This window comes from Rhodoblastus sp., assembly GCF_052145335.1.
Classification (GTDB): Bacteria; Pseudomonadota; Alphaproteobacteria; order Rhizobiales; family Beijerinckiaceae; genus Rhodoblastus.
Genome location: NZ_JBKQOU010000036.1, coordinates 1 through 6,624 on the forward strand (window position 1 = coordinate 1; position 6,624 = coordinate 6,624).

The following is a 6,624-nucleotide window of genomic DNA, read 5'->3' on the forward strand; positions in this document are numbered from 1 at the left end:
TGCCCTGTATCGCGGTGGCGCATGATCTCGCCGAGGTCGAAGCCTTGGCCAGAACCGGCGCGGAATTCATCGCCCTGGCGGCGGAAATTTTCGTCGATCCGCGCGGCCCCGCCCCCGCCGTGGCGCAGGCGCAGGCGGCCATCGACCGGGCGGAGGCCTCGGCTTGAGTCTTCGGCGCAAAATCCAGCTGCTGCTTGTCGTTTCCCTGCTGGCGGGAGGGCCGGCGCGCGCGACGCCCGCGACGCCGGACGCGCCCGATCTCGCCTTCGGCGCCTATCAGCGCGGCCTCTACCTGACCGCCTTTCAGGAGGCGGTGAAACGCGTCGAGGCCGACAAGAAGGATGCGGCGGCGATGACGCTGATGGGCGAATTGCTGTCGCAGGGCCTGGGCGCGCCGCAAAATCTCGAAGAAGCCAACCATTGGTACAAGCTCGCCGCCGATCTCGGCGACAAGAACGCGCAATTCGCCCTCGCCCTGGCCTATCTCACCGGCAAGGGCGAGACCAAGGACGTCGCGGCGGCGACAGCCCTGTTCGAAAAGGCGGCGGCGCAGGACCACCCCGGCGCCTGGTACAATCTCGGCATTATCGCGCTGGAGGGCAATGGCGTCGCCTCGGATTTCGCCAGGGCGGCGGTGGATTTCCGTCGTGGCGCCGATCTCGGCTTCGCCGACGCCGAATATTCGCTCGGCCTGCTCTATCGCGAGGGCCGAGGCGTCGATAAGGATCAAAAACAGGCGGCCTATTGGCTGTTGCAGGCCGCCAAGGGCGATTATCTTCCGGCCCAGGTCGAATATGGCATCATGCTGTTCAATGGCGACGGCATTCCGGCGGACGAGGCCGGCGGCGCCAAATGGCTGATTCGCGCCGCCAATCGCGGCAATCCGGTGGCGCAGAACCGCCTCGCGCGCCTGCTGTTCGCCGGACGCGGCTTGAAGCAGGACCGGGTCGAGGCGATGAAATGGCACATTCTCGCCTCTTCCGCCGGCCTGCGCGACCCCTGGCTCGACGCTGAATCCGGCAAGCTCACGCCCGCCGAGCGCCTGAAAGTCGAACAGGTCGTGCGCGCCTTCATGGGCACGTGACCACGGCGCCCTGCTTGACGCAATGGATTGGGCAGGGCACATCACCGTCAACTTCCGCCCTGCGAAGGCCGCGTCCCGAATGCGGCCAGGAAAAAAATCATGATCAATTCCGCCCTGATGAACGTAATGACCGCCGCCGCGCTGAAGGCCGGGCGAGGGCTGAAACGCGATTTCGGCGAGGTCGAGAATCTCCAGGTCTCGGTCAAGGGACCGGGCGATTTCGTCACCATCGCCGACAAAAAGGCCGAAAAGACCATTTTCGAGGAGCTTTCGCGCGCCCGTCCCGGCTACGGCTTCATCCTGGAGGAAGGCGGCGTCGTCGAAGGCGCCGACAAGAGCCACACCTGGCATGTCGATCCGCTGGATGGCACCACCAATTTCCTCCACGGCCTGCCTATTTTCGCGGTGTCGATCGGGCTGGAACGCGAGGGCCAGATCGTCGCTGGCGTGATCTACAATCCGGCCAATGACGATATTTTCGTCGCCGAAAAGGGCCAGGGCGCCTATTACAACAACCGCCGCATCCGCGTCGCCGCGCGGCGCGACATGGCGGAAGGGCTGATCGCCACCGGCATTCCGCCGCTCGCCGCCGCCGCCATCCATCCGCGCTTCAAGGCCGAACTGTCCTGCGTGATGACGCGCGCCGGCGGCGTGCGCCGCCTTGGCGCGGCGTCGCTCGACCTGGCCTTTCTCGCCGCCGGCCGTTTCGACGGTTTTTGGGAGCGCGGGTTGAAAAGCTGGGACATGGCGGCGGGCGTCATCATGGTGCGCGAGGCTGGCGGCTATCTCACCGACGCCGACGGCGGCCCGGATTTTCTCGCCAAGGGCTCGGTCTGCGCCGGCAATGAATATATCCAGAAGCAATTGCTCGACCTGCTGAGAAAGGCGTAGTCCCAACCCGACTCGCGGCCAAAATTATTCTTGATCTCGTCACGCGGATGCGCGCATCCTGACACGCACGGAATTTCGGGAGTGCGCCAGCGCCATGCCGAACAGAGACGTATACCGCCTGTCCTCGCCAACCATTTTTCTGGTGCGCATGGCGGTCTTTCTCATCCTCGTCGGCTTTGTCGCGCTGATTCTGTACAAGCAGATTCTGGTCGCCTTCATGGCCAATCCGGGTCTCAACAGCCTCATTCTGGCGGTCGAGGCCTTCGGCATCATTCTGACGGTGACGCAGGTGACGCGGCTGTTTCGCGAAATCGCCTGGGTCAACGCCCGCGACAGCGGCGAACCCGCCAAACCGCCGGTTCTGCTCGCGCCGATGGCGCGGCTGCCCGGCGGCGGCGCCAAAGGGACGCTGACCCCGCAGATCCTGCGCCTGGTGCTGGATTCTCTGGGGACGCGCCTCGACGAATCGCGCGAGACGGCGCGCTATCTCACCGGCTTGATGGTGTTTCTCGGACTGCTCGGCACATTCTGGGGCCTGTTGGAGACCGTCGGCTCGATCGGCGCGGTCATCGCCTCGCTCCAGGGCGGCGGCGACACCGCCTCCCTGTTCAACGATCTCAAGACCGGGCTGACGCGCCCGCTCGCCGGCATGAGCCTGGCCTTCACGGCCTCTTTGTTCGGCCTGGCCGGCTCGCTGGTGCTCGGCTTCCTCGATCTGCAGGCCGGACAGGCGCAAAACCGTTTTTATACCGAGCTTGAGGACCGCCTCTCGGCGGATGTCGAAACGGAAAAGACAACGGCGGACGTCAACGAATCGCTCGATCATCTCGCCGTCGGCGTGCAGGCGCTGGTGCGCAACATGCGTCAGGAACAGCAGATGATCCGCGATTGGGTCGAGGCGCAGGCCGGCCAGCAGGCGCGTCTGCAAACGGCGCTGGAAAATCTCTTCGCCGGCGAAAATTCGGAGCCGCGCTAATGGCTCTCACACGGGGCCGGCGCCGGCCGGAGCCGATGAATTACTGGCCGGGCTTCGTCGATGCGCTTTCGACCATGCTCTTGGTCTTCACCTTCCTGCTCACAGTATTCGTGATGGCGCAATATTTCCTGTCGCGCGACGTTGGCGGCAAGGATGCGGCGCTGGCCCGGCTCAACCGGGAAATCGAGGAATTGACTGCGCTGCTGTCTCTCGAAAAAGGCGGCAAGACCGAGGCGCAGCAGACGCTGGCCACCTTGACCGCGACGCTCGACCAGACCCGCCGCGAACGCGACGCTCTGGCCGCCAGCGCCAGCGCCTCTTCGGAAACGCTCGACGCCGAAAAGCAGCTTTCCGCCAAGGCCCGGTCGCAGGTCGAATTGCTCAACCAGCAGATCGCAGCCCTGCGCCGCCAACTCGCGGCGATCGAAGAGGCGCTCGCCGCGCAGGAAGCCAAGGACAAGGAAAGTCAGGCTCGCATCGCCGATCTCGGCTCGCGGCTCAATGTCGCCTTGGCGCAGAAGGTGCAGGAGCTGGCGCGCTACCGCTCGGACTTTTTCGGCCGCCTGCGTGAAATCCTCGGCGACCGTCCCGATGTCAAAGTGGTCGGCGATCGTTTCGTGCTGCCCTCGGAAGTGCTGTTCGAGACCGGACAGGCCAGTCTCACCACGGAGGGCCGCGCCGAGATCGACAAGATCGCCCTGGCCTTGACCGATGTCGCCAAAGAAATCCCGCCGGAAATTCCCTGGGTGCTGCGCGTTGACGGCCATACCGACAAAAGGCCGATTTCCTCGCCGCAATTCAAATCGAACTGGGATCTTTCCGCTGCGCGCGCCATCGCCGTGGTGCAATATCTGGCCGCCAAGGGTTTTGCGCCGCAGCACCTGCTTGCCGGCGCCTTCGGCGAATTCCAGCCGATCGATGAGGGCGACAGCGACGAGGCCTTGCGCCGCAATCGCCGGATCGAACTAAAAATAACTGAGCGATGAGTTTTTGGCTGCGTCGTTATGGGGAGCGCGACTGGCCGGCGCTGCTTGCCCTGTGGGTCGAAAGCTGGACCGCGACAAGGCCGGACATCGACTTTTCCGCCCGCGCGCCCTGGCTGGCCGAGCTTTTCGCTCGCTCAGCCGAAGAAGGCGCGCTGATTTTCGTCGCCGAGGACGCACTGGGAATGCTCGGCTTCGTGCTGTTCGATCCGACTAGAAAATGGCTGGAGCAGATCGCCGTGGCGCCCCGGGCGCAGGGTTCTGGCGCGGCGCAGGCTCTGATCGGCAAGGCCAAGGCCGCTTGCCCGGACGGTTTCGGGCTCGACGTCAATTCCGATAATTTTCGCGCCCTCGCCTTTTATCGCGGCGAGGGTTTCATCCAAACCGGCGACGGCGAGAACCCGCTCTCCGGCTTGCCGAAAATCATCCTGCATTGGGCGCCAAAAGCAGTCTGAAAGGCGCCACTGGCGCGCCTTACGCCGTCGCGAGCGCGCTCGCTCCGGCGTTGAACTGCAACCGCGCCAGTCGAGCGTAAAGCCCGTCCTGCGCGACCAATTCGGCGTGCGTCCCCTCCTCGACGATTTTTCCGTCGTCCAGCACCAAGATGCGGTCGGCTGCCTGAACGGTGGCGAGGCGATGGGCGATGATCAGCGTGGTGCGGCCCTGCATCACGTGGTCAAGCGCCTGCTGCACCAATATCTCGTTCTCGGCGTCGAGCGCGGAAGTCGCCTCGTCGAGCAGCAGGATCGGCGCATCCTTCAAAATGGCGCGGGCGATGGCGAGACGCTGGCGCTGGCCGCCGGAAAGGGTGACTCCGCGCTCGCCGAGCTTCGTATCGTAGCCCTCGGGCAACGCCGCGATGAATTCGTGCGCCGCGGCGCGCCGGGCCGCCGCCTCGACCGCCGCCGCACTCGCGCCGGGCGCGCCATAGGCGATGTTTTCCGCTACAGAAGCCGCGAAAATCACCGCATCTTGCGGCACCAGGGCGATGCGGCGGCGCAAGTCGGCGGGATCGGCCTTGGCTTCGTCAATTCCGTCGATCAGCACACGGCCGAAAGCCGGATCGTAGAAGCGCATCAGCAGTTGAAACAGGGTCGATTTGCCGGCGCCGGAAGGCCCGACGATGGCGACCTTCTCACCCGGCGCGATCTTCAGCGACAATCCGTCGAACACCTTTTTGTCCGGGCGGGAGGGATAGGCGAAGCCGACCGAATCGAAAAAAATGTCGCCGCGTCCCGGCGCCGGCAGGGCTTGCGGATGGGCCGGCGCGGTGATGCGCGAGGGTATGCGCATGATTTCGGCGAGACGGCCGGCGGCGCCGGCGGCGGCGGAAATCTCGTTCCACACTTCCGACAACTGTCCGAGCGAACTGGCGCCGAGCACCGCGTAGAGCACGAATTGCGACAATTGGCCGCCGGTCATGCGCCCGGCCAGCACGTCTTGCGCGCCGAGCCACAACACCCCGACCACGCTGGCGAAAGCCAGGAAGATGGCGAAGGCGGTCAGGATGGCTCGGGCCTTGGTGGCGGAGCGGGCGGCGAAATAAGCGCTTTCGGCGGCGGCGGCGAAACGCCGGCGGCTGAATTCCTCAGCGCCGAACGCCTGCATGGTGCGAACCGCGCCAAGGTTTTCGGCGGCGAAGGCGCTGGCTTCGGCGAGCGTGTCCTGCGCCGCGCGCGAACGTCCGCGCACCGCGCGCCCGGAAGCCACCAAGGGCAGGACAATGATCGGAATGGCGATCAGCACCAAGGCGGACAATTTGGGGCTGGTATAGACCATCAAGCCGATGGAGCCGACGAACATGAACAGGTTTCGCAAGGCGATGGAAGCCGAAGAGCCGAAGGCCGATTTGAGCTGGGTGGTGTCGGCGGTCAAGCGCGACACCAGCTCGCCGGTCTGGGTCGTATCGTAGAAGGACGGATCGAGCCGGGTCAGATGGGCGAAAAAGTCTTCGCGCAGATCGGCGACGATGCGCTCGCCAAGCGTGATGACCAGAAAATAGCGGACGGCCGACGCGAGAGCCAGCAGGCCAACGACGCCGATCAGCACGAGAAAATACGAATTGACCACGCCGGCGTGATCGGTGGCGAAACCCCGGTCGATCATGCCGCGCACCGCCAGCGGCATCACCAGAGTGGCGGCCGAGGCGACGATCAGCGCCGCCAGGGCGCCCAGCGCCCAGCCCATGCGGCGGCGGGCGTAGGGCAGGATGGGCCGCAGGGAATTAAGGGAATCGCGCGGCGAGCGGGTTTTGGGCGTGGCGTCGGTCATGCGCCTATATAGGGCGGATCGGGCCGAAACGCACAGACTTTAACCGCGCGCTTTCTTTCTTGCCCCCGCGCGCGGTCTGGTTTATAGAGCGCGCTTCCACTTTCCCGGCGTTTTTCCGCGCCGCTTTCCTGGTTCAGGGCGGCGATCCGTCAGGGACCGCAGCCGCAAGGTTTTTCGCCATGAAGTCCGACATCCATCCCGAATACCACACCATCAAGGTCGTCATGACCAACGGAACCGAGTTCATCACCCGCTCGACCTTCGGCAAGGAAGGCGACACGCTGAACCTCGATATCGATCCCAACACCCATCCGGCCTGGACCGGCGGCTCGCAGCAATTGCTCGACCGCGGCGGCCGCCTGTCGCGCTTCAACTCGCGCTTCGGCAACATGTCCTTCGGCAAGAAATAAGCCGGAAAA

7 protein-coding genes are annotated in these 6,624 nt (G+C 64.9%); 6 read left to right on the forward strand and 1 reads right to left on the reverse strand.

From position 1 onward, the window contains the following. The first annotated feature begins 163 nt into the window (after positions 1–163). The 5 genes from ACLP2E_RS02570 to ACLP2E_RS02590 all read left to right on the forward strand — a co-directional run bounded on the left by ACLP2E_RS02570 (position 164) and on the right by ACLP2E_RS02590 (position 4,389). Positions 164–1,084: an SEL1-like repeat protein gene (locus ACLP2E_RS02570; RefSeq protein ID WP_442464230.1), complete on the forward strand. Its 921-nt coding sequence runs from the start codon at positions 164–166 to the stop codon at positions 1,082–1,084. A 99-nt stretch (positions 1,085–1,183) separates the two neighbouring features. Further along, positions 1,184–1,975 (forward strand): inositol monophosphatase family protein, encoded by a 792-nt coding sequence (locus tag ACLP2E_RS02575; protein WP_442464229.1) that lies wholly within the window; start codon positions 1,184–1,186, stop codon positions 1,973–1,975. A gap of 94 nt (positions 1,976–2,069) precedes the next feature. Then, on the forward strand, positions 2,070–2,951 hold the full coding sequence (locus ACLP2E_RS02580) for a flagellar motor protein MotA (RefSeq protein ID WP_442464228.1): 882 nt from the start codon (positions 2,070–2,072) through the stop codon (positions 2,949–2,951). Then, positions 2,951–3,937 (forward strand): peptidoglycan -binding protein, encoded by a 987-nt coding sequence (locus ACLP2E_RS02585; protein ID WP_442464227.1) that lies wholly within the window; start codon positions 2,951–2,953, stop codon positions 3,935–3,937. Before ACLP2E_RS02580 ends, ACLP2E_RS02585 begins: the two co-directional genes overlap by 1 nt. Further along, complete coding sequence (locus ACLP2E_RS02590; RefSeq protein ID WP_442464226.1) at positions 3,934–4,389, forward strand: GNAT family N-acetyltransferase; 456 nt, start codon at positions 3,934–3,936, stop codon at positions 4,387–4,389. Before ACLP2E_RS02585 ends, ACLP2E_RS02590 begins: the two co-directional genes overlap by 4 nt. Before the next feature lie 19 nt (positions 4,390–4,408). Here ACLP2E_RS02590 and ACLP2E_RS02595 read toward each other — a convergent pair whose 3' ends face one another. Then, entirely contained in the window at positions 4,409–6,205 is a 1,797-nt protein-coding gene (locus tag ACLP2E_RS02595; protein WP_442465068.1) for an ABC transporter transmembrane domain-containing protein, read from the reverse strand. A gap of 179 nt (positions 6,206–6,384) precedes the next feature. On the opposite strand from ACLP2E_RS02595, the gene rpmE reads away from it, so the two are divergent. Continuing rightward, positions 6,385–6,615, forward strand: coding sequence for a 50S ribosomal protein L31 (gene rpmE / locus ACLP2E_RS02600; protein WP_442465069.1), 231 nt, complete (start codon positions 6,385–6,387; stop codon positions 6,613–6,615). The last annotated feature ends 9 nt before the right edge of the window (positions 6,616–6,624 follow it).

Excerpts from the sequence above, each read along its gene's own strand:
- ACLP2E_RS02575 (WP_442464229.1), top strand. The coding sequence starts at position 1,184 with ATGATCAATTCCGCCCTGATGAACGTAATGACCGCCGCCGCGCTGAAG.
- ACLP2E_RS02580 (WP_442464228.1), top strand. The coding sequence starts at position 2,070 with ATGCCGAACAGAGACGTATACCGCCTGTCCTCGCCAACCATTTTTCTG.
- ACLP2E_RS02585 (WP_442464227.1), top strand. The coding sequence starts at position 2,951 with ATGGCTCTCACACGGGGCCGGCGCCGGCCGGAGCCGATGAATTACTGG.
- ACLP2E_RS02590 (WP_442464226.1), top strand. The coding sequence starts at position 3,934 with ATGAGTTTTTGGCTGCGTCGTTATGGGGAGCGCGACTGGCCGGCGCTG.
- ACLP2E_RS02595 (WP_442465068.1), bottom strand. The coding sequence starts at position 6,205 with ATGACCGACGCCACGCCCAAAACCCGCTCGCCGCGCGATTCCCTTAAT.
- rpmE (WP_442465069.1), top strand. The coding sequence starts at position 6,385 with ATGAAGTCCGACATCCATCCCGAATACCACACCATCAAGGTCGTCATG.